Origin of the sequence: Paenibacillus sp. tmac-D7 (assembly GCF_006519665.1) — a bacterium.
In the GTDB taxonomy this organism is placed as follows: domain Bacteria; phylum Bacillota; class Bacilli; order Paenibacillales; family NBRC-103111; genus Paenibacillus_G; species Paenibacillus_G validus.
The window spans coordinates 68640-95608 of sequence record NZ_VIDW01000020.1 but is presented as its reverse complement, the minus strand read 5'-3'; the positions used below and the strand labels follow the sequence as shown (position 1 = coordinate 95608).

Sequence of the window (26969 nt, the reverse complement as noted above, 5' to 3'; positions counted from 1 at the left end):
TGTTTGTTTCAACGGCCGAATCGTAATGTACCACATCCGATTCGATTTGGCAACTGCGTTTTGTTCTTCCATTCAAGGGGTATATCCGCCATGCTTAGAAGCTTTCAACTCGGGCTGCATCCGCTGCTCTATCAAACAGCCGGAATCGTAATGTACCACATCCGATTCGATTTGGCAACTGCGTTTTTGTTCTTCCATTCAAGGGGGATATCCGCCATGCTCAGAAGCTTTCAACTCAGGTTGCATCCGCTGCTCTATCAACAGCCGGAATCGTAATGTACCACATTTTGATATGGGTTTGCAAGTCCAAAATCATTCCTTGCCTTACGGCAGCCACAACGAAAAAGCCCCGAGGACTCCCCACTCAGGCCCGCTCACAGGACAAGTGGAGTCTCCAAGGCTATTCATTGCAAATAACGAAGGATCCCGTGGTTTAACGGTTATTGAAGCTTGGCTTTCGGTTCAAAAAACGTATGCGCATTGTCATCCGTAGAATTGATGATCAATTGATCTATGGTCATAAAAGCTCCGCCAATCAATCCGGCCTTTCGTCCAAGAATCGATTTATTAATGATTAAATTACGGGTTGCGAGCGGCAGGGATCTCTGATAAATCCCTTGTCTTATAGCTGCCAATACAATATCGCCAAATTCGGATACGCCGCCGCCAATCGAGATTAATGAAGGATTGGAATAATTAACGAGAGATGCGAGGACTCGCCCTATTAAAGCACCGCTATCGCGAATTAACTCCACCGATAAGGAATCCAGTCTTTGAATGCCCAGGCCTATGTCTTTAAGCGTTAGCCCTCCTTTTTCCTCTACGATATCAAGCAAGAAATCGCTTCTCCCGGCCAATGCCAGCTCCTTCGCCTTCGAGGCAATCGCCTTCCCGCCTGCAACCGCCTCTAGACAGCCTGTATTGCCACACCAACAGTTGACATCCGCACCGACATCAAAATGGCCGATATCCCCGGCGCTGCCGCTGGAGCCGCGATACAGTTTGCCGTCGTAGATGATCCCTGCGCCGATACCCGTCCCGATTTTAATATAAATTAAATTGTCTATTTCGAAGTTTAATCCCTTGGCATGTTCCCCTAAGGCCATAATGTTTACATCGTTATCGACATAACAGGGGCAATCAAAATATTGAGACCAGAACTCCCGGATCGGATAGCGGTCCCATCCCGGCATAATCGGCGGTGAAATCGGCAGGCCGGAAGCAAATTCGACGGGGCCGGGAATTCCGATGCCGATCCCTAATACCGTGCTCTTACTGATATGATGTTCGAGCATCAATTGTTCTACCATTTTATAAATATACGTTAATACGGTCTCCGGACCTTCGCTCAGGTTAACCGGCGAACGATCATAACATAAAATATTACAGTCAAAATCCGTTAGTGCCACTTGGACACTGGACGTTCCTAATTCGACCGAAATGATATAACCGACGTCTTTATTTAACGTATACAGCCTCGGCTTTCTGCCGCCGCTTGAATTTCCTATATTGGAAACTTGTATTAAATTTTCTTTGAGCAAACGTTCGATATGGTCTGATACAGCGGATAAGGATAGCCCGGATACGGCTGCTACATCCGTTTTGGCCATCGGATCCTTAGCTCTTCTTATGATCTGGAGAACATTTGCAGTCATGGAAAGCAACGTTATTTCACCACTTTCATATTTCTAAATACAAAACAACACTTGCAGGTTGTAACAAGCGTTGGTTTGGACGGTTGTATCCTAATCTAATATAAAGGCCCTCCATCTAATAGTAAATCATTTTCTATTTCCATACTTAAACACGAGGGGCTATCCCGGAAGTCTGTTTAAACTTTTAGGATAGCCCCGTCAGCATGCATCCTATTCACTTATTTTGAACTTGGATAAGGTTTCCTTCAGCGCATCCGACAACTGCTTGAGCTGCGTCGACAGCCCAACAAGCTCACGGCTGATTTTCAACTGCTCGCTGCTCTGAGAGGCAACCTCTTCGGACACGGCGGACGCTTGCTGGGATACCGCGCTAACGTTGCCGATCGATTCGCCAAGGGCGGTTTGCGATTCCTTCAATTGCTGAATCAATAACGTGCTGTCGCCTAATTTGCTGATGACATGCTCCATCGAATCGTGCACGCTCTGAAATATCGCATTCGCTTCCTTGACGGCATTCACTTGAGCGGAATAAATCTGCCGCGATTCCAAGAACGAGGAGACCGTTCCTGTAATCTCCTCCTGAATCGCATGGATGATCCCGGAGACGACCTGGATCGATTCCCTCGATTGGCTGGCAAGGCTTCGCATTTCTTGGGCAACCACCATAAATCCTTTACCTGCTGCGCCGACCCTGCTGGCTTCAATGGCTGCGTTCAATGACAAAATATTGGTTTGGTTATTGATTTGCTCCATCACCTGGATGATTTTTTCGATGGATCCGGTACTTTCTTGCAGCCGTCCCATTTTGTCGGCCATTGTACGCAAAGTATCTTCGGCTGTGTAAGTATCCGTCATGAGGTTGCTCATATGATGAATGCCTTCATTACTTATCAGCATGACTTCAGATGCGGATGCCGAAATTTCCGAATTGCTCTCCGCCACCGACAACAGCTGCAGCTGGGTGTTTTGCGTGATTTCATTGCTGCGCATCGCTTCCTCGGCCAGTGTTCCGGCTCCTGAGGCGATACTTTCCGTAGCCATCGCAATCTCTTTGGCGGAAGTCGAAGTTTTGTCCGATCCGGAGACGATCTCATTGGCCGTATGAAGAACTTTGCCTGCAAGAACGCTTGTATCGCTAATAAGCGATGTGATTTTCTCAATCATTTCGTTGAAGCTGTTTCCCAACTGGCCGATCTCGTCTTTACTTCTGTGATCCGACTTTACGGTTAAATTCCCTTTTGCTCCTGTTTGCATTAAATCGCGAATTTGGATTAACGGTCTGCCGACTCTTCTTACAATTAAATAACCGATGACAACAGCCAGCAGAGCGGCCGAGATTGCGCACAGGACGGTGATACGGAAAATATAATTAGCTTCGGCGTACAAAAACTGCTTCGGAATAAAGCCGATTAAGGACCAGTTCGTCACATCGGACACCTTGTAAACGACTAAAGCTTCCATCCCGTTTGCCTTAATGCTGAATTGCCCCTCCGCTTCGTCCAGCTTAAGCGAAGCAACCTGATCGGTAAACGACGGGTCTGTGCTTGCTACGACTTGACCGGAAGACTCCCGAATCAACACATTGCCCGATTCCAGCTTCAATTTCCTGCCGATACTTGGGAAACGGTAAATACGCCCCTCGATCCGTTGTCGAATTTGACCAATACCGAGCAGTAATCTTCGGTTTTGATTTCAACGGGCTCTGTCTCTTTCTGTTCGCTTGCTTGAAACGTCTGCTGCCCCTTTAACGGTTTATAGCGTATAGGGTAAACGATCGATGTATCAGCCAGAACCTCCGTAATTCTCGCCCCTGTCACGTATTGTGCAAGGTCGAACAAATGGGAGCCGATATCGCCGATGACACGCGTGCGTCCGCCATACTCGGGTTCTATGCGCCAGTTATAATCGGTTTGGTACAACAACCAGTCTTGTAAATAATGGCCTCGGACAATTCGGATATTGCCCAAATCATGTTCCCTTACCATACCGCGCAGATGCTGAACCATAGGGAATTGCCGGTAGTTAAAGTTGATTCCGGTTACGAGATCTTTCCCTTTGGCCAAATGGTACAATTCTTTCGCTTCTTCGCTCGTCAACGTTAATGGCTTCTCGGAGAGCAGGTGTTTCCCGTGCAATAAGATCTGCTTACTGGTCTCATAATGCAGGTAATTAGGCGTACAATTATGAATCACATCGATATCCTTATCCTGCAGCAGGTCCATATAGTTCCCGTAAGCTTTAGGAACGTTCAGCGATCTGGCAGCTTCTTCAGCCTTCTCTTGGCCATTCTGTGCGACTGCAACCACATCGACAAAGCCAAGCCGCCTTATCGCTTCAATATGGGCTTGCCCGATAAACCCCGCTCCCAATATCGCCGCTCGTAGGTTTCCCATAGCAAATCCCTTCCCATCACTTGGCGACAGCTTTTCGCCCGAACGCCACCGCGAGTATGATGATGAGTCCTTTCACGATCATTTGCTGGCTGACATCCAATCCCATAATAATCAATCCGTTATTAATCGTTCCGATCATCAGCGATCCGATGACGGTCCCGATGACCGTACCGACACCTCCGAACAAACTGGTGCCTCCCAAAATAACGGCAGCGATAACGGACAATTCATCTCCCTCGCCGAAGGTGTACCGTCCGGAGTGCATCCGTCCCGCATACAGCATCCCGGCAAGCCCAGCCATCACGCCGGAGCCGATCAATACATACAATTTCGTTTTCGTTACGTTAACACCGGAAAATCTCGCGGCGCTTTGATTGCCCCCGGTTGCCAGCGTCCTTCGCCCAAATGCGGTTTTCCGCAGAACAACGTGCCCGAGCACTACCGCTATGACCGTCCAGAATAATAAGACCGGAATACCGCCGACATCGCCGGAGCCGAAAATATAAACAAACGTTTTGTCAATAATCGGAACCGGCGCCGTATTGGTCACCCACATCGCCAATCCCTTCGTCACGCCCATCATGCCTAGAGTCACGAGGAAGGAAGGGATGATGACCTTCGTCACCAGCAATCCGTTAATGAGCCCGATCAGGAAGCCTGTGCCCAAACCGGCAACGATCGCTCCGATCATGCCGAAGCCCGCTTCCAGCGCCATGGCCGACGTTAGAGAGGAAAGCGCCGCGATGGAACCGACGGACAAATCGATTTCAGCTGTACTGATGACGAAGGTCATCGCCACGCCCATAATCGAAATGATCGCGGTTTGGCGCACAATGTTTAAAATATTGTTCGTTGTCAAAAATCCTTCATCGCTCAAAGTCACAGAGAAATAAATTAATACGCCGATGAAGGCCAAATAAACGATATATTGTCTCCAATTAAACTGCCTAAGCAATGAAACTCCACTAGAAGCCTTGGATTGCATGCTGCAAATCCTCCTCTGATTTGATGTCCTCACGCATAAATTCCTTAACTACTTTCCCGTCATGAAAGACGAGTATTCGGTCGCTGACAGCCAGAAGCTCTGTCATTTCCGAGGAAATAAGCAAGATGCTCTTTCCTTCATCGGCCAAATCGCGTACCATATCGATAATCTCGACTTTAGCCCGGATATCGATCCCGATGGTCGGTTCATCTAACATAATGATATCGGGCGAATTGGCCAGCCATTTGGCAAACACGATTTTTTGCTGGTTACCGCCGGATAATAACCGCGATGTTTTGTTAATGGAGTCTGTTTTAATGTTCAGTTTTTTGACCCATTCCTCGGAAATTTCATTTCCTTTTTTGTCATTGACAAGGACGTTGGTAATCTTCGAGAGGGACGGCAGCAGAATGTTATCTTTCACTTGAAGATCCAGGATCAATCCCTGAACTCTTCGGTCCTCAGGCACCAATGCAAGTCCGCTGCGGATAGCGTCTTGCGGCGACCGGATTACGGTTTTCTGGCCTTTTATATAGATGTCTCCGCCGGTCACCGGATCGATCCCAAACAACGCCCGCATCGTTTCGGTTCGTCCGCTTCCCATTAAACCCGCGATCCCCAAAACTTCCCCGTGCTTCAATTTGAAATTGACACCGTTCACCCGGTTGTTTGTTTGCAAATTATCCACTTGAAGAATAACGGTTTCGTTAGACTTGCCTTTTCGTTCTTTCCATTCGAATTTTTCCAAGTTTTTACCGGCGATGTGCTGAATCACGCTGTCCATATCCAATTGGCTTGTTTCCGCCGTGATGATGTGACGTCCGTCACCCATGATCGTAATTCGGTCGCAAATTTGAAAAATTTCATCCATGCGGTGCGAAATATAAATAATCGAAATTCCTTTTTGCTTCAATCGTCCGATAAATTCAAACAGCACTTCCGTTTCCCGCTTCGTTAATGAGGATGTGGGCTCATCCATAATCAATATTTTCGTTTCTTTCGACAGCGCTTTCGCAATTTCGGTCATTTGCCAATACCCGACTCCCAAGTCGGCTACGACGTCATTCGGTTTAATATCGACATCCAGCTCTTCGAGCAGCTGCTTGGTCAGTTTCACGCATTTTTTATCGTCGATGAACCCCATCGCTGTTTTCGGTTCCCGGCTCAAAAATATATTTTGGGCTACCGTTAATGTAGGAATCAGACTGAACTCTTGAAAAATCATCGATACGCCATTCTTTTCCGCATCGGTCGGCGTCTTGATCTGCACTTCAGAACCGTTTATATAAATTTGTCCGGCATCCAGTTCATAAACGCCCGTCAAAATTTTCATCAAAGTCGATTTACCCGCACCGTTGCCGCCCATCAGGGCATGAACTTCTCCCTTTTTTAATTCGAAATGGACGTTATCGAGAACTTTGATTCCGTTAAATGATTTGGAGATATCTCGCATTTCCAAAAATGGCGTTTCCATAAGAAGTCCCCTTTGCAAGGATTCTAACGGGACGGCACTCCGCCCCGTTAGAAAATCACTTTATTCGCATTCGCAGTTCTTGATCTTAGATCGTTTTAACCCATTTTTCGCTGTTGGCAGACTCAATAATCGCATCGGAAATGACAGCAATTCGATAGCCGTCGTAGAAATTCGGTGAAACGTCCGTATCGTTCACAATAGCCGAAATAAAATCATGCGCTTCGATAATTTTGGTTTCGGTGTAGCCAATGCCTAGTGCGGGAATCGGCCACAACGCTTCGCCGTACGGATGATTAGGCCCGGTATAAATCGTTCTAAAGCCGCGTCTGTCGCTCGGATCGTTAGAGAAGCAAACCTGCAGCTCGTCACGACGCTCATAGTTGAAATAAATGGAACCCGTTTCGCCGTGAATCTCGAAGGTCAAGAAGTTGTTGCGTCCCCATGCGTTGCGCGTAGCTTCTATGCTGCCCACGGCGCCGTTCTCAAAACGAAGCAAGGTGCTCACTTCATCGTCAACGTCTACCGCTTCTTTCTTCACGTCGCCGCTTGCCTTCACCGTTCCCAATTTATCTACAGAACCGGATTGAATCGGACGCTCTTTAATGAAGGTACTCGCCACACCCATAACCTCAGTAATTTCGCCAACCAAGTAACGGGCAAAGTCAATAACGTGCGTGCCGATATCGCCCAGCGCTCCGGAGCCGGCAATATCCTTCCGGAATCTCCAGGAGAGCGGCGAGGCCGGATCCGCCGACCAATCCTGCAGATAGGTTCCGCGGAAATTGAGGACTTTCCCGATAGCGCCTTCTTCGATATACTTCTTGGCCAATGCCACGGCAGGAGTACGACGATAGTTGAAAGCGACCATATGCTTAACGCCGGCTTCAGTGACCGCATCCAGCATCCGTTTCGATTCTTCTCCAGTTCTGGCAAGCGGTTTTTCGCAGATGATATGTTTGCCGGCTTTGGCAGCCGCAATCGCAATCTCCGCATGAGAGTTGTTCGGGGTAACGATATCGATAATGTCAATCTCCGGATCCTCGACAACACGTCTCCAATCCGAAGAGTAGGATTCAAATCCGTAACGATCTGCTGCTGCTTTCGCTAATTCGTCGTTGATATCCACGACCGTCTTACGTTGAGGAAGAGCCGGAGCCGGCCAGAAAAACATAGGCATTCCCGCATAAGCCAACGAGTGCGCCTTCCCCATGAAACCTCCGCCGATCATAGCTACATTTAATTTACGCATTGTTTTCTCTCCTCTTTATATAAGAATGATTTCATTATTTCTTAGCAGCGTTTTGAATGGTGTTCGGAGCGTCAACTTGATATACCGTTTTCCAGGAATCCAGGATATTTTCTTTCGTTACTTGAAGCGCAGGCACCGCTACATATGGAGGCGTTTCTTTGCCAAGCAGCGCATAAGCGGCCAGAATAGCTTCCGCGACACCTTGGTCGTAAGGCAGCTGCGCGCCGAGACCTTTAATCATCCCGCCTTGGGCAATATCGAGCGCGACATTCGTGCCCAGGTCAATCGTCGTAATAGCCAGATCGTTTCTACCGGCTGAACGGGCAGCGGCAAGCGCTCCTTCTGCAGGCACATCCCATACTACGAAGATCCCTTTAAGATTCGGATGCTTCGTCAACATAGCGGAAGCAACTTTCTCGCCGTCGTTCGGTCCTGCAATACCGCCGCGCTCCACGATCTTGATGTTCGGATAATTCTCTTTGATTGTTTTTTCAAATGCATCCGTTCTTTGTTTCGTTACAAAGAAGTCCGCATCGTGGAAAATAACGCCGATATCCCCTTGCTCCCCAATCGCCTTCGCCATCACATGAGCCGCTTCTACGCCATTGCCGTAGTTATCGGCGGATACGACGCTGACATAATCTTTACCGTGCTCCAAGCCGTTCGGTTTATTATCCATGAATACCAATTTCACGCCCTCAGCAGCGGCTTTTTTATAAGCAGCGGCCGTAGATACAGGATCTACCGGGATACTGACAATGATATTCGGCTTTTTGGACAAGATCGTTTCAATGTCGGATACTTGTTTCTCCGATTTGAAGTTAGCATCTGTCGTTGCGATCACTTCGATACCCATTTTGGCAAAGGTTTCTTTCAGTCCTTTAATTTGTGCAGTCGACCAGTCGTTACCGGCATAGTGCATAGCAAGTGCAGCTTTATAATTTCCTTGCTTGATTTTGGCCAATTCTTCAGGAGTCAACTGCAGCGTTTTGGCGGATACAGCGTTCTCACCGTTAGGACCTTTACTTAAAATTTCTTTGTTCGGAAGGCTTTGGTTAATTGTCAGCGGACCCGTTTGCTCATTGGCCGGCGCAGCGGCAGGCGTCTCTGCTTTTCCCGAGGCTTCGCCGGCGTTTCCATTGCCGCCAGTTCCACAACCCGCTAATACTAAGCTGAATGCCAAGGTCAGTACCGATAATGTGGAAAGCGCTTTCTTCATGATGAAATGACCCCCTTCAACTTTTTGCTTAATTTATATTTAATTGATCCTGAATAAACTTCTTGCTGATTTGGGCACCCTTTAAAGGATCCTCATAGCTATCCAGCTCGACCGTGATCCAACCGCTGTAGTTGTTCTTGCGTAAAGCGGTTACCATTTCAGCAAAGTTCTGATGACCTTCTCCTAACGGCAAGAAAGCGCCGTTCGCATAATCTTTGAAATGGATATAGAGGATCCGATCCATATATTTCTTCACCGTAGCCACAGGGTCGCCGCCGCCCGCTTCGATATGCGCCGTGTCCGGACACAGATTAATGGAAGTAAGCTCCATAATTCGATCCAGTTGATCCGGTCCTTGCACAATCGTACCGAGATGCGGATGATAGCTTGGAATCAAATTGTATTTGACCGCAATAGCCGCGGCACGATCCAGCGATTGCGCCAGTTCCGTATAATCGGAATCCAAAATTCCCGCAGCGCGAATAGCTCCGCCTCCGATAACAAGATGCTGCGCGCCGCATTGGGATGCGAATTCGGCAACCTTCTCGATTTTGTGAAACTCATCGTCCTGGATATCCTTATAAATAAAATTGGCTCCGGTGTAAACGCCGATTAAGGTTAAGTCATAGCGCTTAAGCAAGTCCGTAAACGCCTCGGGCCGGTCTGCATACTGCATCAAATTCCCGTCAAAAAGTTCAATCCCTTTGTATCCTGCCGCAGCGATATCTTGAATCGCTTGCTCGGTAGACCCATTCGCTAAATAATAAAGATCCTTCACTGAGGTTACGCCGGCCGGATGCCCAACGACTCCGCCCCATGTATTCGTCTGGTAACCCAACTTCATATCGAGGCCTCCTTATATTCAGATGTAAATTAATCGCTTACATATCGTTCAAATTAACTATATTCCAATACCTTTTAACTGTCAATGTTAAAAGTAAGTCTAAAAACATTTTATTTCTAGTTGAAAAAACTTAGATTGTTGCAATCAACGAAATATTTTTCTTTTCATTCGCAGCATGTATGCCTGCCAGTACGATTTCAAGCGCCTTGTAGCCATCGATTCCTGTAACCGAATGTCCCTGTCCGCTCAAAATCCCTTCCACGAAGTGATCGATGATGCCTGAATCGGTTTGTCCGCCGGCTTCGTTCGTCTGCATTTTATCCATTTCATACAACTCACGATGCTTGTTCAGATGCTCGACAATCAAGCCGAACTTGTCATCCGTACCTATTTTCAAAGTTCCCTTCTCACAATAAATGATCGTGGAGTTATTTTCATTAGGATAATAGGTCCAGCTCGCTGTCAATGTCCCGATTGCACCTTTGTGCGTTTTGATCGTAATCACCGCATGATCGTCGACATTCGTATTTTTATGCAAGGTTCCATACATGGCGCTGACTTCACTGACTTCATCGTTCAACAGCCAACGAATCAGATCCGCTTTATGAACTCCTAAGTCTCCCAGCACACCGGCGAAGGCTTCATCCTGGTTAAAAAACCAGCTTTTGCTGCCATCCACGCTCCAGTTTTCCGGACCCGAATGACCGAAGGTCGTCTGAAAGCTTAATACCTTCCCCAATTTTCCTTCATCCAGTATTTCTTTCGCTTTGAGATGTACCGGCATAAAACGCTGGCTGTGGCCAATCATTAATTTAACGCCCTTCTCAGAAGCAGCGTCCACCATACTCTTCGCCTCTTCCAAGCTGGTAGCCATCGGCTTTTCACAAAGTACATGCTTCCCTGCATGAATCGCATCCAGCGTAATGGACGCATGAAGAAAGTTGGGAGCACATACCGATACAGCCTCAATCTCTTCGCATGCCAATAACTCCTGATGCGTTTGGAACGCAAATTTCGCTCCGAAGGTTTGAGCTACTTCTTTAGCTCGTTCCAGGTTAAAATCACAAACGGCTACGATTTCTACATCGCTTCTTTTGCTGTACTCCGGCAAATGACGTCTTTGCGCAATTGCCCCGCAGCCGATCACACCAACTTTTAGCATATATTCACCCTTTTCTTTTTATTTTGTAAACTATACTTAAAACTATATTTGATATACTTTTAACTGTCAATATTAAAAGTATGTTTTTATAAAGGAAATCCAGGTTCTACAAGCGGGAAAATTCACCGTTTATTCATAATTTGCAAACGAAAAACCTCCAGAACCAAGTGACCCTGGTTCTGGAGGTTACCCTTTCCTCCGATATTGCAGCTTACAAGCCCGGCTCCAACGGCGGCAGCCGGGGAGCGGTCCACGCTAATCAGGCGCAAAGCTCCGATTTCGGTGCGGCGGGCCCTGCCGGGATTTCTCCCTCCTGCCGCCATGGTTCTGCCTCGACATTCAGTTTCTGGGTGCCCACAACATGATGCACACACCCGCAACGCAAACGGCCGCTCCAATCCAGTCGTAATGATCCGGCGCCTTCTTATCTACGACCCAGCCCCACAAGACGGCGAGAACAACAAACACCCCGCCGTAGGCTGCATACACCCGGCCAAAGCTCGGAAACATCTGCAGAGTGGGGATAACGCCGTAGGCAATTAACACAAGGCTTCCCACTACTCCGTACCAAACAGGCTTGGACTCTCTTAGCCACAGCCAAACCAGATAGCCCCCGCCGATCTCCGCAACCCCGGCTATGACGAACAACAGAATGGCAACAAACATCCGGGCCATCTCCTTCTGGATATTTTATTTTGAGATGTCGCGCCACTCCACGATAAACTCGCCTTCGTAATCGCCCCCCTCAAACTTGCTGACTTCCTCGAGAGCATTCCCGCATTCGCAGGATATTTGGTCTGCACCGTAATTGTCTGTACCAAAAACAATTTGTTCGTTGCGGTAGTAACGCCGCCCGGGCGTTACCTTATACTCTTCGCCGCATTGCAGGCAACGAATGATGAATCCCGATTCCATACCGCCACCATCCTTCATGTATATTTTATTCCCGTACCTGTTCCAGTCTTATTCCAGAAAATCTTTCAGAAGCTTGCTGCGGCTCGGGTGTCTCAACTTGCGCAGCGCTTTCGCTTCGATCTGGCGAATACGCTCTCGGGTAACGCCGAACACTTGGCCCACTTCCTCAAGCGTACGCGTGCGTCCGTCAGCGAGTCCGAAACGAAGGCGCAGTACGTTCTCCTCGCGCTCCGTGAGTGTATCCAATACGTCCGACAACTGCTCTTTCAGCAGCTCGTAAGCTGCGGCGTCAGCCGGCAGCAGCGCTTCCTGATCCTCGATAAAATCGCTCAAGCTGGAATCGTTCTCTTCTCCGATCGGTGTTTCGAGCGAAACCGGCTCCTGCGCGATTTTAATAATTTCCCGTACTTTTTCCGTCGTCAGGTCCATCTCCTTCGCAACTTCTTCCGGCGAAGGCTCCCGCCCGAGGTCTTGCAGCAGCTGCCTGGAGATGCGGATAAACTTGTTGATGGTCTCAACCATATGCACCGGGATGCGGATGGTCCGGGCCTGATCGGCGATAGCGCGGGTAATCGCCTGACGAATCCACCAGGTCGCATACGTGCTGAATTTGTACCCCTTCGAATAATCGAACTTCTCGACCGCCTTCATGAGTCCCATATTGCCTTCCTGAATTAAATCGAGAAACATCATGCCTCGTCCGACATAGCGTCTGGCAATGCTGACGACAAGACGCAGGTTCGCCTCGGCCAATCTCCGTTTCGCTTCTTCATCGCCCTGTTCGATCCTTTTCGCTAAGCCGACCTCATCCTCTGCCGAAAGGAGCCCCACGCGTCCGATTTCTTTCAAATACATGCGTACAGGGTCATTGGTTTTAAGGCCCGGCGGCAGCGACAGGTCATCGTCAGCCTGCATCTCGTCATGCTCCTGAACGTTAGACCTTACAGAGAGCCCGTCATCCGTATCGTTGCCGATCTGAATACCAAGCTCAAAAAGCTGCTCGAAAAACTCGTCAATTTGTTCCGGTTCCTGATCAAATGGGGCGAGCTTTTCCATAATGGCTTTATAAGTTAATGAAGAATGTTGTTGGCCCTGAAGGATTAACTGCTCCTTCACCTGTTCAAGCGTAAGTTCTGTCTCTGATCCAGCACGGTGATCGTTCTCCATCGTCCAACGGCCCCCTCCCAAGTAAGTCATCTTTATATGTATCACACTCTTGATTAAATTGTCAACGAGCAACTTATTAATATATCACAAATTATTTATTTTGTCAATATCTTTTTTCCTTGGCGGCGTGCGGGCCCTGCCATGCTTCACTGATAAATAGTTGTCATGCATATAATTGTTATGATAATATTATACATGCGATATAAAAGGAGTGAACGTATGCGAAACGACGAATCGCCAGGTTTCATCATTAGCGCATAGGCAGAAAACTAATCCAAGGCCTGACCCTGCGGTTTCAAGCTTATTACGCCGGCGCCGGCGTTTGAACAAAACAAGGAAAGAAGCGAACAAGACATGCAGAAACAAGCGTTATGGAACCTCAATTTTTTAGCAATCTGCTTCAGCAGTTTTTTTATTTTTATGACCTTCTACGTGTATGCAGTTACGCTCCCGACGTTCGTCCTTGAGAGCTTGGGCGGGGGACAACAAGAAATAGGTCTTGTCACTACGGTTTTTGTTATAGCTGCGGTTATTTTCCGGCCTTTAACGGGGAAATGGCTGGATGAATGGGATCGGAAGAAGCTGCTCTTTCTTTCACTCGTCCTCTATACCGTTTGCTGCATCCTTTATTTGTCGGTAAGCAGTATGAGCATGCTGCTGCTGCTGCGCATCGTGCATGGCGTCGGGTTCGGCATAGCCGCAACGGCCTTTTCCGCCATTGCGGTGGATACGGTACCCGCAGAGCGCAAAGGAGAAGGCATCGGATATTTCGGGCTATTTATGAGCCTGGCTATGGTCGTCGGGCCGTTCCTCGGCATAACCGTAATGTCAAGCTATGACTTTACCGTACTCTTCGGACTATGCATAGCGGCCTCCGTGCTCTCGTTCGTATGCGGCATGATGACCCGTATTCCCGAGCGCGTCACGGTCAAACTTGCGGGGATCCCCTGGAGCTGGAACCGGTTCATCGAACGCCGGGCCATTCCCATTTCAATCGCCGCAAGCGTATTGGCTTTTTCCTACGGGGCAATTTCCACCTTTATTTCCGTCTACGCCAAGGAACTCGGATTACCGCAGTACGCCAGCTATTTCTTTATGGTATTTGCGGCCATCATCTTAATTTCCCGACCGTTTACCGGCAAGCTGTTCGATCGATTGGGCGCGCATGTATTGGTTTATCCGGGGCTTGTTTTGTTCGTCGGCGGCATGATCGGGTTAAGTCAAGCGCATTCCGCTTTCATCTTTTTGCTCACCGCCGGCATCATCGGCCTAGGCTTCGGCGCGCTGCTCCCAAGTTTTCAGACCATTGCCATCCAATCTTCGCCGGCTCACCGCAGCGGACTCGCCACGGGTACATACTTTGTCTTCTTCGATACGGGATATGCCTCCGGCTCTTATATTTTGGGGGTTATCGCCGCCCATACGAACTATCGCACCATGTATCTTATAGGCGGTTTGATCGTCGCGCTAACGATCGTCATCTATTACGGGCTGCATCATAAACCGCAGATGCGTTCACGCGAAAGAAACGACATCGCGTTCTTCCAAAGCGAAAAACCTTGATCGCTCAAGGTTTTTCGCTGTTTTATATGGGTTACTTGGCCGCCGATGCCTTTCCTTGCAGAGCTTTGGTGCAAACCAAACGGGGAATGGGATGAGAACGCGCTGTTCAAGGAATCGATCCGGAACGGGGTTATTTTCGCCCCCGGTACGACGCTCGGTTCCAGCCGAAACTTTATGAGGTTTACTTACAGCCGTACGGAAGCCGGCAGCATACGCGAGGGCATACGCCGATTTGCCGAAGCCTTGAGGCGATTCAAGCGCTAAAAGGTCCCGTGTTTGATAAACACGAAACCTCCGCTTTGCCTGCTATTATATACGGTTTAGCAATCGATCCGCCGTCATATAAGCCAAGGCCATGATCGTTTCCGTCGGATTATAGGAAGGAAAGGTCGGGAACTGTCCCCCTCCTATGGCATACAGTCCTTCGCATTCATGCACTTCTCCGAACGGACTGACAACCGATGAATTCGGGTCCCAACCCATCCGGTGGGTGCCGACGTCATGAACGGACACATGGTAAGCGGGAGCAGGCGAATCCTCCCACCATTCGCTCATCCCCATTTCCTGCGCGATTTGCCGCTTGATTTTCATGAAATATTCGACGGTCTTCTTATCGTACTCCGTCCAATCATGCGTGATTCTTAACGCCGGTTGGCCAAATTGATCCTTCACGACCGGATCAAGATCACAATAAAATCGGCGGGAAGGCAGCGTGGAATGCTGCGAATACATCCTGAAGAGCTTTCTGTAATTTTCACTCATCCAATCCTTGAAGCCCTTTCCCCATCTCGGAACGTGCGGAGGAAGGCCGTGGGCGGTTTCAAGCGGCTGCATATCGCCGGTCCAAGTATTGATCGGAGACCCCCAAAGAACCCCTTCCTCATTATCGGGAATCAATTCCGACGTAAAATCGTCAATTACGGAGCCCCCCTGCAGCGATCCCATGAACGGATTCGTCCAGTACGGCAAAATGCCGGTGAACCAACCGAAATTGTGCAGCATCAAATGCTTGCCGACCTGCCCGTTCTTATTGATCCCGGATGCCAGAAGCAGTCTTGCGTTCTCGAGAGCGTAACAGCCGAGAATCACAATGTCGGCCTCGAGCTCCATCGCTTTTCCTTCCGAGTCGAAGTAAGAGACGCCTTTGACCCGGCCGGTTGAATCGCGATTCACGCGGAAAACCCGGACAAAGGGGTGTATCTCCAGATTTCCGGTTTCCTCGGCGGCGGATTTAATGATTTCATGGGTCGATATTTTGGCTCCAACGTGACAAGGGTAACCATGGCAAAACCCGCAATTGGTACAGGCCGATCTGCCTTTATAATCAACCGTAGCTATGGCCGTCGGCGTCGGGAACGGATGATAGCCCAGACGTTGGGCCGCATCGGCAAATAAATGATCGGTTGATCCGCGCTGCATCGGAGGCATAGGATACCCCCGGGTGCGAGACGCTTCAAACGGGTTCCCGCCCGGCAGGCGCTCCCCATTCATATGCCCTGCGCATCCGGATACCCCGATCTCCCACTCCACACGGTCATAATAAGGCTCCAGCTCTTGATAGCTTAAGGGCCAATCGACCAAGGTCGTATCTTCCGGGAGCGCCGCTTCCGAGAAGCGTTCAATAACCGTGCTTCGCATACTGAAATCTTTCTCGCGGAACCGGAACGCAGCCCCGCCCCAACTGATCGTTCCTCCTCCCGTTCCGATAGACGGCGGAATCTGAAAGGGATCGCCCAGGCCAAGCTTATTCGATGCCCAGGGCAAAATAACAGCCGCTTTGCCTTCATTCGGCCTCCAGGTTAGCGGATCCTTTCCCATATGCGGCACAATGGCGCTCCGCCGGTAATACCGGATTTCATCAAACTTGGATTGAAAATCGGATTCCTTGTAAAAGGCCCCTTTTTCAAGTCCGACCACCTTAAGTCCCGCGCGGGCAAGCTCTGTCGCTACAATGCCTCCCGATGCGCCCAAGCCGACTACGATAGCGTCAATTCGTCCAGTCATGGCTTCACCCCGCTTACAGCCGATCGGTTCGCTTCCTGACGAAGGTCGGCAAGAGTCAGCACTTTCATTTGTTTGGCGTCATAGCCTAACTGCATCTGCTCGGCCGTATACCCCCACTGGGCGCCGGGAAATCCGACCAGCTTCCAGCCGACCGCATCCCGGTTCCCGCCGTAGAGAGGATCGCCGAACGTTCCCTCCAGCGTATGCTCATACACAACCGCGAAAAATTGCGCCAGACTGTCCGGCTCCTCATCGGTAAGCGAGCCCTCGATTTCATGAAGCATCCCGTCCTGCTGTTCTTCGGTAAGCTCGACAAACGGAGCTCCATACCGCTCTTGGCACAAACGGTCGAAAGCTGTAATTCCTTGTCGATAAAAGGTTTGGAGGTGGCTAAAATAGCCACCCAGCGCCCGATCGATGTAAATAACGGCTCCGGCTTCCCGTGCGCCCGGACTTAACGGATCGCTTGGAATGATACGGGCGGTAATAGCCTCGATTGTGCCGGCTTCCTCGTCATTAAAAAACATATACGTCTGAACGTTTTCCCCGCTCGCCGTCATTGCCGATTCTCCTCCCTGTATGTCGACTGGTATGTAACGCACTAGCCAAGAGGCAAAGCTTTAAACCGCCGTGTGTTCTCCGTTATCGCGATCTCAACCGGCAGCCGTTCCATGCTTGAGGCTCCGAAAAAACCGTCGATCCCTCTGGTCCGCTCCAGCACGTAGCGAACGTCGTCCGGCTCTGCCAGGGGGCCGCCGTGGCAGATGACCAGCACGTCCGGATTCGCCTCTTTGGCAGCGTCGTGCATAGCTTGAATGGCACGGATGGAATCGTCCAGGGTCATCGTGCTTTTCGCTCCAATTGATCCTTTGAGCGTCGTACCTACATGGGCCACGATGACATCGGCGCCGGCTTCTGCCATGGCACGGGCTTCATTCGGATTGAACACATAGGGGGTGGTCAGAAGGTCCAGCTCATGGGCAATTCTAATCATATCGACTTCACGGTCATACCCCATTCCCGTTTCCTCCATATTTTGCCGCAGCTGTCCTTCATAGAGCCCTACGGTAGGGAAATTTTGCACGCCTTTAAATCCGATTCTTTTCAATTCCTCAAGAAAAATAGGCATCTGTCTGAAAGGGTCGGTGCCGCATACGCCTGCAAGCACAGGGATGTTCTTCACAACCGGTATAACTTCGCCCGCCATCTCCACAACAATCTGGTTGGCATCGCCATAAGGCATCAAGCCGGCAATGGACCCGCGTCCCGCCATTCTGAATCGGCCGGAATTGTAAATAATGATCAGGTCGGCTCCGCCCGCTTCCGCACATTTGGCGGAAATTCCTGTTCCCGCGCCAGCGCCGATAATCGGCAGCCCTTGGGCCACCTGATTGCGTAATCGTTGTACAATTTCTTTTCTACTCATGACGAAGCACCTCGCTATATTTGATATATGCATCTAGCTTTTCGGCCATGGCCTGGGCAAAAACCGGATCGTTGATGTCCGTGTCCATGATCACCACCTCAATATGGGGAGCGAGCACTTGCCGCAGGTTATCAACCAATGCCCGGTCCGCTTGAGGGTCGTAAAATACTTCCCCTTGTTTGGCAATCGAAGAGATGCCCTTGAGCGGAATAAAGACACTCACCGGACCGGTTGCCATGTTTAACTTGCGGCCTATGATTTTCCCTAATTCCGCACACTCGTCAGCGGTAGTTCGCATCAGCGTAACGTTCGGGTTGTGTCTATAAAGCGTCCTTCCCTGGAAGCGGGCCGGAACGGTATCGGGCGTCCCGAAATTAACCATATCGAGCGCGCCGAGCGACACGACCTGAGGAATGCCGAGGCGGCCTGCCGTTTCAAGCCTGTCCGCTCCTGCCGACAGCATACCGCCGACCCATTCGTCCGCAAGCTCTGTAGTCGTCAAATCAAGTGACGCACGGATGAAGCCGTCCTTCATGAGTCCCTCCATGGCGCGCCCTCCCGAGCCGTTGGCATGAAACACCAGCACTTCATAACCGCGTGCTTCCAGCCAATCGCGCGCTTGCAGCACGCAGGGCGATGTAACCCCGAACATGGAAACGGACACCAGAGGCCTTGCTTGTTGGTGCGGCTTATAGGCGGCGCTCGCCCGGGCCATTCCGGAGATGGCGGCAGCCGCATTGGCAAGTATTTTCTCCGAGATGGAATTAATCCCGGCGATGTCCACAACGGAATACATCATCGTAATATCCGACTGGCCCACATACGAACGAATATCGCCGGACGCGATCGTGGATACCATCAGCTTGGGAACGCCGACCGGCAGTGCGCGCATCGCATGAGTAGCTATTGAAGATCCCCCCGAGCCCCCCAACGCCAGCACGCCGTGCAGCCGTCCTTCTTGATACAGTTTGCGAACCAACTCCGCCGCCCCGGCCGCCATCCGCTCCATAGCGAATCCCCGGTCGTTTCGCTCAATAAGAACGCCGATATCGGTTCCGGCTGCCCGGGCCACGTCTTCCCTGGTCAGGTGCGGCGAAATCCGGGGACTGCCCAGGACGCCGACATCGATAACGATCACTTCGCAGCCTGCAGACCGAATACGATCCCTCACAAATTCATATTCATTGCCCTTCGTATCCAAAGTTCCTATAAGAACTACCGTTTCCATCGCCAGAACCTCCGTCGGCATTTTGTCTCCCTTTAACGCTTGGGCTGCTGAACGGGGGGAACCGATCTGAAGTCGGGAAGCTGCCGCAATTCCTTCTCCGAGCCCGGGGGCGAATACACCACGAATACTTTCATCGGCTCTTTACCCGTATTAACGGTATAATGGTACCTGCTTTCGGGAACATAGATGGTGCTCCCTGGAGCGACCGTATAAACGATGGGATTGCCGCTTGCATCTTCCACCATCTGTTCCCCTTCGCCGGAGATGACATAGATAAGCTCCTCCGCGCCCGGATGGTTGTGACGGTCGTGCCCCTGTCCCGGCTGCATCTCGACGATACCGGCGCTAAATCCGGCCGATCCGGTCACTTCGGGCGTGCATGTCATCACGATGCGGCCCCAGTCAAACAGCATCGTCTCAACTTCATGCGTCTCGATAACGAAATGTTTACCGCTCATCCAGAAAGCCTCCTCTCGAATTTGCTCTTATTTTTTCCCTTCCGCTTGATCGATTAACGGCTTGAGGTATTCGTAGGCTTGGCGGGCTACAAGATCCGGCTCCACATCCCGGCGGTCAAATCCGATTTCCATCGCCAGATAACCGTCGTAGCCGATATCCTTAAGCGCGTTAATGACGGAGACGAAATCCCCTTTGCCTTGTCCCGGCGCAAGCCGGTCATTATCCGAAATATGGATGTGGTGAAGATGTTCGCCCATTCGGTAAATGTAATCTGAGGACACCTCTTTACGGTAAAGAGCGTGGAACGTATCGAACATCACCTTGACGTTCGGTTCGTTAACCTCTTCCATCAAATTCAGGGCATCGTCGCACCGGTCCACAATGTTGCTGTCATGCGAGGTAGGCTCGATGACAAGCGTTACCCCGTAATCCGCAGCCGTCTTGGAAATTTCCTTCAATGCCTCGGCGCTCCAAGCCCACGCTTGTTTAAGGCTTGTGCCGAAAACTTGCCAGCCGGGAATGTACAGCACCGTTTTGCCTCCCCAATAGGCGCACAATTCGATGACGTCTTTATAATGCTCGATTGTGTGGCGTCTCTCTTCCGGGATCGGCGAAGCGACATTATGGCCGGGACCGCCGCTAAGGCCGGGCAGCATGCTGGATACTTCCATTCCGTAATGCTCCAGCACCTTCTTGATATGCTCGCGCCTCTCCTTGGTCGTCGTGGGCGGGTAAGCATGGGGACTGGCTGCGCCGATCTCAATCCCTTCGTAACCGATTTTGGAAAGGCGCTTGATCACCTCTTCCAGCGGATAAGCGGGCAGCCAAACCGGGAAACTCGCATAGGGCCAAGTGTTAAAGGACAATTTCATCGTCATGATCGAAGACCTCCCAAAGTTATTTTAATAAGTGGTGCCGTTATACTTCGCTACGTTCTCTTTGGTCACAACCGGGGATTCCAGTTTAATGAATTCAGGCATCGGTTCGCCGACCAAAGCCTTGGCAGCCGCAATCACGTTCATCGGCGCAATGACCGGATAAACGGCCGTACCCGCGATTTCTCCATCCGAGATGGCATCGAATGTCGTTTGCATACCATCGATGCTGATCAATTTAATTTCGTTCTGTCTGCCGGCCGCCTTAATCGCCTGTAAGGCGCCCATGGTCATCATGTCGGCGTGGGTATATACGGCGTCGATTTGCCCCTTGGGAAACCGCTGCAGCAGATCTTCCATCACTTTCAGTCCCTGTGCCTGGTCATAGTTGGCATGCTGACTGGCGATGACTTTAATGTCCGGAGAGCCGGCGATGGCATCGGTGAACCCTTTGTGCCGATCGATGGTAGGCGATGCCGAAGGGCTTCCCTGCAGTTCAACAATGTTGCCCTTTCCATTCAACAGGGTAACAAGAGATTGGCCCGCATTCATCCCCAAATCCAAATCATTGGCTTTGATCGTCGTCAGCACTTTGGTGTTAACGGTACGATCGACGGAGATCACCTTGATGCCCGCTTTCACAGCCCGTTCAACGGCAGGAACAAGCGCATCTTTCTCGACCGCGTTAATGATTAAAACCTGCACGCCCTTGGAAATAAAATCATCCACGATACTCGTTTGAACGCTCGGATCGTTTTGTCCGTCGCCTACCAGCAGCTCCATGTTCGGAAAATATTTCTTGGCCGCTTCTTCCGTTCTGCTCTTCAAAGCCGCGCCGTAAGGAAAAGTCAAAGAAGCGACTGCAAAACCAACTTTACCTTTAATGGAATCGGGGGAAGCCTTCAGCGTTAATGCCTCCTGACACTCCTTGCCGCAATAGAGCCCATAGTCGATTGGAACGGGCGCAGCGGAAGTCCCGGCTTTGGCCGCTCCTTCCGTTGACGAAGCCGATTCTTTGCTGCCGGTGCCATTGTTGTTGCTGCTGCCGCTGCCGCATGCCGTCATGAACAGCAATAACGCGGAAAGTGCTGCCGAAGTCATGATTCTCATGAGATTCATTGTTTTTCAATCCTCCTTTTTTTTGCTTTCAACAACCTTCCTGCTCCACGAACGACGATACGATCCCCCCTTTATGTAATCAAAGCCCTTATTAAAGACCCGACCACTGCTGTTTGATCCGCTGCTTCAAGCCCTGGGTTGTAAACAATACGGCGACTACAATAATGACCCCTTTCGCTATTTGCTGATTGAAAGGAGAGACGCCCAGCAGATTCAGAAGATTCGCAACCATGGCTAATAAAAGAACCCCGGCAACCGTGCCTGCGACACTCCCGCGCCCGCCCATTAAACTGGTGCCGCCGATGACAACGGCAGCTATGCTGTCCAGCATAATGAAGCTGCCCGCTGTCGGATGGCCGACATACAGCCTGGCGGTCGTCATTAATCCGGCGAGCGCTGCCGACAAACCGCTAACCGCATAAACTGCAAGCAGGATCCGGGTCGTTCTCACGCCGGAAAGACGCGCCGCCTCCAAGCTTCCGCCAATCCCGTAGACAAATCTGCCGAATGGCAAATAACGCAGAACGATTCCGGCGAGTACCGCGCTTAGTATAAAAAGCAGAACCGGCCCGGGTATGCCCGCTATTTTGCCGTTGCCAAGCAGCTCGATCATGGCGCTGTTAGCCTTGAAGTCGATAGGCGTTCCTTTGGTCAGAAGCAGCGCAACGCCATTGCCTGCCGCCATCGTCGCAAGCGTCATAATGAACGGTTGAATGCCTAGAAACGTGGCCCCGATTCCGTTAATCAGGCCACCGCATACGCCGATGATCAGCGCGATCAGGATGGCTCCCGTTACGGGAATCCCTTGCTTGATCATCGTGGCGAATGTAACCCCGACGACAGCGAGAATGGCGCCTACGGAAAGATCGATACCGCCCGTCAGGATGACAAAGGTCATGCCGACAGCCACTACGCCGGTTATGGAAGCCTGACGCGCCACATTGATCATGTTCTGCAAGTTATAAAATTCCGGCGCCAGGATGGCGGTGAGAATAAACATGACGATAAAAAGAAGGAGAGTCACCTGATAATTTTGCATCACTTGGAAGACCATCTTACCGCTGCCTGCATGGCTCTTGGGTACAACTGCGCTTTCATGATTCACCTGATGATTCGTTTCGCTTTTCACTGTGTCATCCCTCCTACGGCATATTTCATAATCGTTTCCTCGGAAGCGGACTGTCGATCCAATTCTCCGGCGATCTGTCCTTTATGCATGACAAGAACGCGATGGCTATTTTCTAAAATTTCAGGCAGCTCGGACGATATTAAAATCACACCCATGCCCTGCTCGCAAAGCTCCCGGACGACTTTATATATTTGTGCCTTGCTCCCGATATCTATCCCTCTGGTCGGCTCATCCAGGAGGAGAATGCCGATGCCTGTTTCCAGCCACTTGGCCAGAACGATCTTCTGCTGGTTGCCGCCGGATAAACTCCCGACGAGAATCCCCAATCCCGGCAATTTGATCTGCAGCGATTCCACATAGCGGTTGGCAACGATTCGTTCTTTGCGGCGGTGTATCCATTTCGGCTTTGAACAGGCCATGAACATATTTTGCAGCGCGGAAAGATTTTTGAACAATCCCTGGCTCCCGCGGTCTTCGGGAACCAGGCCAATCCCGTTATCGACCGCTATTCTCGGGGAGGCGATTTTGATCTCGCGCCCGCGAACGAATATTTTGCCGGCGTCTATCGGATCTGCTCCGAATATCGCTCTGGCCAGCTCGGTTCGGCCTGCCCCTCTTAGACCTGCAATTCCTAGAACCTCCCCTTCGTAAAGGGAGAAATGGATATCCTTAAGGACCCCTCTTCGGGACAGCCCTTCGACCCGCAGCAGCTCCCGACTTTTCTCATGGCCCGACCTGCCCGCGGGGGCACTGCTGATATGACGTCCCACCATCTTCCCGACCAAATCGTCGGGATTCGTCTCTTCCATGCTGCCTGCGTCGATCTGCTGCCCGTCTTTCAAGACTAAATACCGGTCCGCCAAGCCGAATATTTCATTCAATCTGTGGGAGATGAAGATGACGCAGACGCCGCGCTCCTTCAGCATCCGCACAATGTGAAGCAGCCTATCCACATCTTCTCCGCCCAGGACGGCAGTCGGTTCGTCCAAGATCATAACACGCGCATTCCGGTAAAGCGCTTTGGCGATTTCAAGCATTTGCTTCTCGGCTATACTAAGCGCGGAGACCGGCTTCTCAACCGGCAAATGCACGCCGAACTCGCTAAGGAACCGCTGCGCTTCCTCTTGCAGCGCTCTCCAATTGATGAAGCCTTTCGTCTGGTGATAACTGGTAAAGAATAGGTTTTCGGTAACGGAAAGATGAGGAAATAAATTAAGCTCTTGATACACGGTTACAATCTCGTTTTTCTCGGCATCGAGAGGGGTATGAAATTCCACTTGCCGGCCGCTCATGAATATTTCGCCGGTATCGGCTTTAATGGCGCCGGAGAGAATTTTGATTAACGTCGATTTACCGGCCCCATTCTCTCCGACGAGAGCCAGGATTTCGCCGGAATTCATCTTCAAATTGACGTTATGTAACACTTTAACGCCGGAGTAACTCTTTGAAATATTTCGCATTTCCAAGAACGGGGTTCCTTGAACATCATCGACCTGTTTATTCACCACAAGACACCACCCTTTATTTTCCACAATGTCTGTATCATGGGATGTAATCGGTTACAATTGATTGAATGTGTGTAATCCAATGTTCACTTGTAAGTAAAGGTCAGTTCTCTGTTAACAAACGGCATATGCATAATTTCATTGAACGTTAATACTGCTGCTCCTACAATGCCTGCTTGCTCCCCTAATAAAGAATGCTGAATGGACAGGTTGCGAGTCGTTAACGGCAAGGACCGCTGATAAACCGCCTGCCTGATCGAGGCTAACAGCACATCGCCTACCTGCGATACCCCGCCGCCGATCAACACCAGGGCCGGATTAAAAAAATTAACCAAACTCGCCAGCACATTCCCGATAGCCGTGCCGCCTTCCCGCATAAGCTCTACGGCAACCGGGTCCGATTCTTCCACCGCCTTCCTGACATCCGCCAAGGTTAGCTTTTTCTTCTCGGCAAGGATCGCAGCTAATAATTCACTTTGACCGTCCCGCGCCATCTGCTCGGCTCTTGCGGCGATGGCCCTCCCCCCGGCAAGCGCTTCCAAACATCCCCGGTTTCCGCAATAGCAAAGAAAGTCATGGCCGATATTGATATGTCCGACATTCCCTGCACACTCCGTGGAGCCTCGATAAATGTGCCCGTTACAGATGATGCCGGCTCCAATGCCGTTGCCAATCTTCAAGAAGATTAAATTATCGACCTTGCTGTCCTGCTCAAGCATTTGCTCCCCGAGAGCCATCGTATGTACATTGTTGTCTACGTATAAGGGACATTCAAAGTGCTGCGCCCAAAATTCGCGGATCGGATACCGATCCCATCCGGGCATAATGGATAGCGATGCCGGCAGGCCCCGACTGTACTCAACCGGACCCGGCAAACCCATTCCAATTCCTTTGACCTGGGATCGTTCAATCCCTTTGTTCCGGAGCAAGGCAAGAACCAAATCTTTGATTTGCTCAAGCACCGCCGCCGGTCCTGCGGCAACATCGATATCGTTAGACGATTCGGATATCAGAATATTGCAGTTCAGGTCTGTTATGCCGACTCCCGCATGCGTGGATTCCAGATCGATAGCCGCGATATAGCCCGCTTCAGCGTTAAAGGATAGAAGCTGCGGCTTGCGTCCGCCTGTGGAGGGGCCTCTGTCTGATTCCAGCGCCAAATGATTTCGAAGCAAGATTTCGGTATGTTCCGTGATGGTTGCCAGGCTATAGTTGGTTAGCCGGACAAGTTCCGCTTTGGATACCGGCTTCCGGCTGCGTCGAATCGCCTGAAGCACTTCAAGAGTTACCCGAGGCATATTCACGTTGCGACCACTCCTTAAAGTCGACTTTGGTTGAAGATTTGTTTATTTTATTGGTTATTTCTAAAATATATCGATAACTTTTTACAGTCAATATAAAAAAGTCCCTCATTTTCACATAAAAGATGCTCAAAAAAAAGACCCGCCAACAGGGCGGGTGGGTTTGCGCCATTAGCGGCTTCATCCGGGAGCATCGTTATTTCCCCGCACCCATGCGGTACACATGATGCTTATCCTGCACACCGGCCGTAGCGTTTCGGGTATCAAACACAAGCGTCGTTAATATCTTTTTTATAAGCGACGCCATAAAGAAGAATGCTGGCATGCTCCGGTGCGGACTGCTTGGCAAGTATAGCCTTCACACGGTTCATGATGTAGGACGGGATGGAGCGGTTGATTTCATCGGATAGCTGGATGAACTTGCTTTCGGTACCGAACTTCTGGGCCTTCCACTGTAAATACAACGGATCTACCGGAATACAATGTCCGCCGATTCCCGGACCGGGATAATAAGCGGTAAATCCGAACGGCTTCGTTTGGGCCGCCTCGATTACTTCCCATACATCGATGTTCATCTTATCGCAAATTGCCGCTATTTCGTTCATGAAGCTGATGTTGATTAGACGGTGGGAATTTTCCAAGAGCTTCGTAAGCTCCGCTACATCCGGAGAAGAGACTCTCACAACCTTATCAAAGACGCTGCTATACAGGGCTTGGGCACTTTCTACACAGGTAGCGGTTAGTCCACTTACTATTTTTGGTATTTGCTCCACTTTATAGTCTTTGTTTCCGGGATCGATTCGTTCCGGCGAGTAACCGATGTGGAAGTCGATGCCGGCTGTCAAGCCGCTTTCCTTCTCCAGCAAGGGCTGCAGAACTTCCCGCGTCGTTCCCGGATACGTGGAGCTCTCCAGAATGACCATCTGGCCTTTGTGCAAAAACTTGCCGATTTCTACAACGGCCTTCTCTAATATCGTAAGATCGGGGGAATGGGAAGCGTTAAGAGGTGTGGGGACACAAATAATAATCGCATCGGCCTCTGCGACTTTCTCATAACGATCGGTAGGATGATACCGCTCTGTCGCCAGGCTCCATCGCAATTCTTCGTCTTGGACATCAGGCAAGTAGCTGACACCCTGGCGCAGCCCTTCAATTTTTTTCGGGTCCACATCAACGCCATAAACGGTATGACCTTTATTTACAAACAGAAGGGCCAACGGAAGCCCTACATATCCTTGACCGATTACTGCTATTTTTTGAAACGGACGATCTATGCTGCTGGGCACGAAACTACCTC

At 50.4% G+C, this 26969-nt stretch carries 26 protein-coding genes; 3 read left to right on the top strand and 23 right to left on the bottom strand.

Features of this window, described 5'->3' with window-relative positions:
- Nucleotides 1-90: 90 nt before the first annotated feature.
- On the top strand, nt 91-276 hold the full coding sequence (locus FKP33_RS27210) for a hypothetical protein (RefSeq protein WP_181410161.1): 186 nt from the start codon (nt 91-93) through the stop codon (nt 274-276).
- Nucleotides 277-440: 164 nt separating this feature from the next.
- Here FKP33_RS27210 and FKP33_RS15295 read toward each other — a convergent pair whose 3' ends face one another.
- From FKP33_RS15295 to rpoD, 12 genes are all read right to left on the bottom strand, one after another.
- On the bottom strand, nt 441-1610 hold the full coding sequence (locus tag FKP33_RS15295; RefSeq protein WP_164751714.1) for an ROK family protein: 1170 nt from the start codon (nt 1608-1610) through the stop codon (nt 441-443).
- A 255-nt stretch (nt 1611-1865) separates the two neighbouring features.
- Nucleotides 1866-3257 (bottom strand): methyl-accepting chemotaxis protein, encoded by a 1392-nt coding sequence (locus tag FKP33_RS15290; RefSeq protein WP_141335635.1) that lies wholly within the window; start codon nt 3255-3257, stop codon nt 1866-1868.
- Nucleotides 3254-4048, bottom strand: a complete 795-nt coding sequence (locus FKP33_RS15285; RefSeq protein WP_141335634.1) for a Gfo/Idh/MocA family protein — start codon at nt 4046-4048, stop codon at nt 3254-3256. Before FKP33_RS15285 ends, FKP33_RS15290 begins: the two co-directional genes overlap by 4 nt.
- A gap of 16 nt (nt 4049-4064) precedes the next feature.
- Nucleotides 4065-5033 (bottom strand): ABC transporter permease, encoded by a 969-nt coding sequence (locus FKP33_RS15280; protein WP_054796372.1) that lies wholly within the window; start codon nt 5031-5033, stop codon nt 4065-4067.
- Nucleotides 5014-6507, bottom strand: a complete 1494-nt coding sequence (locus FKP33_RS15275; RefSeq protein ID WP_127604740.1) for a sugar ABC transporter ATP-binding protein — start codon at nt 6505-6507, stop codon at nt 5014-5016. The genes FKP33_RS15280 and FKP33_RS15275 overlap by 20 nt, the downstream gene beginning before the upstream one ends.
- A gap of 85 nt (nt 6508-6592) precedes the next feature.
- Complete coding sequence (locus FKP33_RS15270; RefSeq protein WP_054799207.1) at nt 6593-7756, bottom strand: levoglucosan dehydrogenase; 1164 nt, start codon at nt 7754-7756, stop codon at nt 6593-6595.
- 34 nt (nt 7757-7790) lie between these two features.
- A complete protein-coding gene (locus FKP33_RS15265; protein WP_127604742.1) occupies nt 7791-8975 on the bottom strand; it encodes a substrate-binding domain-containing protein in 1185 nt (394 codons plus the stop codon).
- 28 nt (nt 8976-9003) lie between these two features.
- Nucleotides 9004-9819 (bottom strand): sugar phosphate isomerase/epimerase family protein, encoded by an 816-nt coding sequence (locus FKP33_RS15260; protein WP_141335633.1) that lies wholly within the window; start codon nt 9817-9819, stop codon nt 9004-9006.
- Between the two features lie 130 nt (nt 9820-9949).
- Nucleotides 9950-10981 (bottom strand): Gfo/Idh/MocA family protein, encoded by a 1032-nt coding sequence (locus tag FKP33_RS15255; RefSeq protein ID WP_127604746.1) that lies wholly within the window; start codon nt 10979-10981, stop codon nt 9950-9952.
- Between the two features lie 339 nt (nt 10982-11320).
- Nucleotides 11321-11647: a YnfA family protein gene (locus FKP33_RS15250; RefSeq protein ID WP_054796374.1), complete on the bottom strand. Its 327-nt coding sequence runs from the start codon at nt 11645-11647 to the stop codon at nt 11321-11323.
- A 24-nt stretch (nt 11648-11671) separates the two neighbouring features.
- Nucleotides 11672-11896 (bottom strand): hypothetical protein, encoded by a 225-nt coding sequence (locus FKP33_RS15245; RefSeq protein WP_230876074.1) that lies wholly within the window; start codon nt 11894-11896, stop codon nt 11672-11674.
- Nucleotides 11897-11944: 48 nt separating this feature from the next.
- Nucleotides 11945-13063 carry an RNA polymerase sigma factor RpoD gene (rpoD, locus tag FKP33_RS15240; RefSeq protein ID WP_127604748.1) on the bottom strand — a complete coding sequence of 373 codons (1119 nt, stop codon included), beginning with the start codon at nt 13061-13063 and terminating at the stop codon, nt 11945-11947.
- Between the two features lie 354 nt (nt 13064-13417).
- On the opposite strand from rpoD, the gene FKP33_RS15235 reads away from it, so the two are divergent.
- Both FKP33_RS15235 and FKP33_RS15230 read left to right on the top strand, forming a co-directional pair.
- A complete protein-coding gene (locus FKP33_RS15235) occupies nt 13418-14626 on the top strand; it encodes an MFS transporter (protein ID WP_127604750.1) in 1209 nt (402 codons plus the stop codon).
- 45 nt (nt 14627-14671) lie between these two features.
- On the top strand, nt 14672-14890 hold the full coding sequence (locus FKP33_RS15230) for a hypothetical protein (RefSeq protein WP_141335632.1): 219 nt from the start codon (nt 14672-14674) through the stop codon (nt 14888-14890).
- 45 nt (nt 14891-14935) lie between these two features.
- Here the strand turns inward: FKP33_RS15230 and FKP33_RS15225 are convergent, their stop codons facing one another.
- From FKP33_RS15225 to FKP33_RS15175, 11 genes are all read right to left on the bottom strand, one after another.
- Nucleotides 14936-16630, bottom strand: a complete 1695-nt coding sequence (locus FKP33_RS15225; RefSeq protein ID WP_127604754.1) for a GMC family oxidoreductase — start codon at nt 16628-16630, stop codon at nt 14936-14938.
- Nucleotides 16627-17190: a gluconate 2-dehydrogenase subunit 3 family protein gene (locus tag FKP33_RS15220; RefSeq protein WP_127604756.1), complete on the bottom strand. Its 564-nt coding sequence runs from the start codon at nt 17188-17190 to the stop codon at nt 16627-16629. The genes FKP33_RS15225 and FKP33_RS15220 overlap by 4 nt, the downstream gene beginning before the upstream one ends.
- A 41-nt stretch (nt 17191-17231) precedes the next feature.
- The gene (locus FKP33_RS15215; protein ID WP_127604758.1) at nt 17232-18056 is read right to left on the bottom strand and encodes a phosphoenolpyruvate hydrolase family protein; all 825 of its coding nucleotides are present in this window, start codon (nt 18054-18056) and stop codon (nt 17232-17234) included.
- Nucleotides 18049-19284, bottom strand: coding sequence for a Tm-1-like ATP-binding domain-containing protein (locus FKP33_RS15210; RefSeq protein WP_127604760.1), 1236 nt, complete (start codon nt 19282-19284; stop codon nt 18049-18051). The genes FKP33_RS15215 and FKP33_RS15210 overlap by 8 nt, the downstream gene beginning before the upstream one ends.
- A 32-nt stretch (nt 19285-19316) precedes the next feature.
- Nucleotides 19317-19742: a cupin domain-containing protein gene (locus tag FKP33_RS15205; RefSeq protein WP_141335631.1), complete on the bottom strand. Its 426-nt coding sequence runs from the start codon at nt 19740-19742 to the stop codon at nt 19317-19319.
- A gap of 27 nt (nt 19743-19769) precedes the next feature.
- A complete protein-coding gene (locus tag FKP33_RS15200; protein ID WP_127604762.1) occupies nt 19770-20621 on the bottom strand; it encodes a sugar phosphate isomerase/epimerase family protein in 852 nt (283 codons plus the stop codon).
- Between the two features lie 24 nt (nt 20622-20645).
- Nucleotides 20646-21737 (bottom strand): substrate-binding domain-containing protein, encoded by a 1092-nt coding sequence (locus tag FKP33_RS15195; RefSeq protein WP_141335630.1) that lies wholly within the window; start codon nt 21735-21737, stop codon nt 20646-20648.
- 91 nt (nt 21738-21828) lie between these two features.
- The gene (locus FKP33_RS15190) at nt 21829-22866 is read right to left on the bottom strand and encodes an ABC transporter permease (RefSeq protein ID WP_141335629.1); all 1038 of its coding nucleotides are present in this window, start codon (nt 22864-22866) and stop codon (nt 21829-21831) included.
- Complete coding sequence (locus FKP33_RS15185; protein WP_219996653.1) at nt 22863-24371, bottom strand: sugar ABC transporter ATP-binding protein; 1509 nt, start codon at nt 24369-24371, stop codon at nt 22863-22865. Before FKP33_RS15185 ends, FKP33_RS15190 begins: the two co-directional genes overlap by 4 nt.
- A gap of 86 nt (nt 24372-24457) precedes the next feature.
- A complete protein-coding gene (locus FKP33_RS15180; RefSeq protein ID WP_230876088.1) occupies nt 24458-25669 on the bottom strand; it encodes an ROK family protein in 1212 nt (403 codons plus the stop codon).
- Nucleotides 25670-25935: 266 nt separating this feature from the next.
- On the bottom strand, nt 25936-26958 hold the full coding sequence (locus FKP33_RS15175) for a nucleotide sugar dehydrogenase (protein WP_141335628.1): 1023 nt from the start codon (nt 26956-26958) through the stop codon (nt 25936-25938).
- Nucleotides 26959-26969 lie beyond the last annotated feature (11 nt).